Below are 2643 nucleotides of genomic sequence, written 5' to 3'. Positions count from 1 at the left end.
GGACACCAGAACAGGCCGCAATTGAAACCCGACGGATTGGGGGGCGGTGGATTATCTCCGTCCCACGCACTCGAGCCTTGGAGCGTGGATGTCCCGTTTTCAATAACTCGCGGAACATTGCCATACCCGTAGTCGACCCTGTACCAGGTATGGCAGACACTCATGTCCCACGAGTAGTGGTTGCCGTACCGGTCCGGCCCTGTCGGCTCGTCCATGGGTTGCCCCGGACACCACGTGAATGGGCCACCCCAGGCGTGAGCGGTACCTGCGGCCAGCCCCACGCCGGCGACCGCGACGCCGCCTGACACCAGCGCCCCGACCATGATCGTCTTCAGTGCGTGGGTGGTGTTCATGTTGATATTCCTTCCATCAGGCGCGGCCGTTGGCGCCGTCGTCGCGGCACGTACGAGGCGTGGCTGGCTACCGATCCCAAGAACAGTGCCGGCGGCCTCCGGGTGCGCCTGCTCGGTAGTCTGCGCCGGCGGTGGGCCAAACTTGGATAATTCCCACTAATTGCGCTCGGCTGAGCGGGCTTGGCCAACGACTGTGCGCGACAACAACGTCCGGTGCTGGCCGGAGCGCTCAGTCCTCGGCGGCTAATTGACCGCAGGCGGCGCTGATTTCGCGGCCCCGAGTGTCGCGGACCGTGCAGGAAATTCCCTTGCTGCGCACCCGTCGCACGAATTCCTGCTGCGCGGGTCTGGGGCTGGCATCCCACCTACTCCCCGGCGTCGGGTTGAGCGGGATCACGTTGACGTGTGCCAGCCGGCCCAGCGCCCGATGCAGCCGCTCGCCCAGCAAATCCGCGCGCCATGGCTGGTCGTTGACGTCGCGGATCAATGCGTATTCGATCGACACCCGCCTGCCGGTCATGTCGGCGTAGTAGCGCGCGGCGTTGAGCGCCTCGCCGATGTTCCATCGGGTGTTGACCGGAACCAGCGTGTCGCGCAGCTCGTCGTCCGGCGCGTGCAGTGACAGCGCCAGTGTCACCGCGAGCCGTTCGTCGGCGAGCTTGCGGATCGCCGGCGCCAGACCGACCGTCGACACCGTTACCGACCGCGCCGAGATCCCGAAACCGGACGGCTCGGTGATGCGGCGCACCGCGGCCACCACCCGCGCGTAGTTAGCCAGCGGCTCCCCCATGCCCATGAACACCACATTCGACAGCCGCTGACTAGGGGGGCCGAAGTCGTCGCGCAGAGCCGCCGCCGCGGCACGCACCTGTTCGAGAATCTCGGCGGTCGACAGGTTGCGGGTCAGCCCGCCCTGTCCCGTCGCGCAGAACGGGCACGCCATACCGCAGCCCGCCTGCGAGGAAATGCACACCGTGTTGCGCTGCGGGTAGCGCATCAGCACCGACTCGAACGTGGTGCCGTCGCTGGCCCGCCACAACCTCTTGCGTGTTTGGCCGCGGTCGCAGGCAATATCGCGGACCACTGTCAGCAGATCGGGGAACATGGCGGCGGCGACCTGCTCGCGAACGGCTGCGGGCAGATCGGTCATCCGGCGCGGGTCGGCGATCAGCCGGCCGTAGTACTGGTGGGCCAGCTGCTTGGCGCGATACGCCGGCAAGCCGAGCTCCGCGACGGCGGCGACACGCCCGGCCGCGTCGAGGTCGGCTAAGTGCCGCGGCGGCAAGCCGCGCCGGGGCGCTTCGAACACCAATTGCTGCGTCATGGTCATTGTCCAGTGTGACGGGCCTTCGGCGGGCGAAGCCAGGAGTTTCGCTGTGACGCTCGCGGGTATGTCGCATCGGTGAGTCGGCGCGGTGACCTCGAGCAGGCAGCGGCTCGGGTTTTCGGTTGGAAGCAGCTGCGCCCGGCGCAGCTCGACGCGATGGAAGCCATCCTCGCCGGACGTGACGTATTGGCAGTGATGCCGACCGGATCGGGCAAGTCGGCGATCTACCAAGTTCCCGCGACCCTGATCGACGGTGCGACTCTGGTGATATCGCCGTTGATTGCGTTGCAGCAAGACCAGATCGCCCAGCTGGAAGACGCTGACGCGCCAGAGGCGGTGGCGATCAACTCGCGCCAGCGCGCCGCCGAGACCGACCACAGCTGGCGGGCGGTACGTGAACATGACGCCGAATACTTCTTTCTGGCCCCGGAACAACTGACCAATGACGACGTCGTCGCCCGGTTAGCCACGTTGTCGGTGTCATTGGTCGTCGTGGACGAGGCGCACTGCGTGTCGGCGTGGGGGCATGACTTTCGGCCCAGCTATCTGCGCATCGCGGACGCGATCCAGCAGCTGGGCAGACCGACGGTCGCGGCGCTGACCGCGACGGCTTCGCCCGTGGTGCGCCGCGAGATTGTCGATCATCTCCGGCTGCGGGATCCGGTGGTCGTGGCCACCGGCTTCGACCGGCCCAACCTGAGATTGGAGGTCGAGCACTTCCTCGATGACGCCGAGAAACGCGACGCCGTGCTGGCGGCGGTGAAGGAACTCGGCGGCCCGGGACTGCTCTACACCGCCACCCGGAAAGACGCCGAGTTCTACGCTGCCGAATTGAGCGAGACCGGAACCTCCGCCGCCGCGTACCACGCTGGGCTGCAATCGGGCCAACGTGACGAGGTGCATCAGCGGTTTCACAACGACGATTACGACGTCGTGGCCGCGACGTCGGCGTTCGGCATGGGC

General features: G+C 67.0%; 3 protein-coding genes. 1 reads left to right on the top strand and 2 read right to left on the bottom strand.

Annotated elements, in window-relative coordinates:
• On the bottom strand, window positions 1-353 hold a 353-nt coding region (locus tag VFA16_RS21560), incomplete at its 3' end, for a hypothetical protein (RefSeq protein WP_324969790.1).
• 229 nt (window positions 354-582) lie between these two features.
• Window positions 583-1677: a 23S rRNA (adenine(2503)-C(2))-methyltransferase RlmN gene (rlmN, locus tag VFA16_RS21555; RefSeq protein WP_324969789.1), complete on the bottom strand. Its 1095-nt coding sequence runs from the start codon at window positions 1675-1677 to the stop codon at window positions 583-585.
• 78 nt (window positions 1678-1755) lie between these two features.
• Here rlmN and VFA16_RS21550 point away from each other — a divergent pair.
• On the top strand, window positions 1756-2643 hold an 888-nt coding region (locus VFA16_RS21550), incomplete at its 3' end, for a RecQ family ATP-dependent DNA helicase (protein ID WP_324969788.1).

Source organism: Mycobacterium sp. (assembly GCF_035653355.1).
Taxonomy (GTDB): domain Bacteria; phylum Actinomycetota; class Actinomycetes; order Mycobacteriales; family Mycobacteriaceae; genus Mycobacterium.
This window is presented reverse-complemented; position numbering and strand designations above follow the sequence as displayed.

Coding starts and splice junctions, on each gene's coding strand:
- rlmN (WP_324969789.1), bottom strand. CDS start 1,677: ATGACGCAGCAATTGGTGTTCGAAGCGCCCCGGCGCGGCTTGCCGCCG.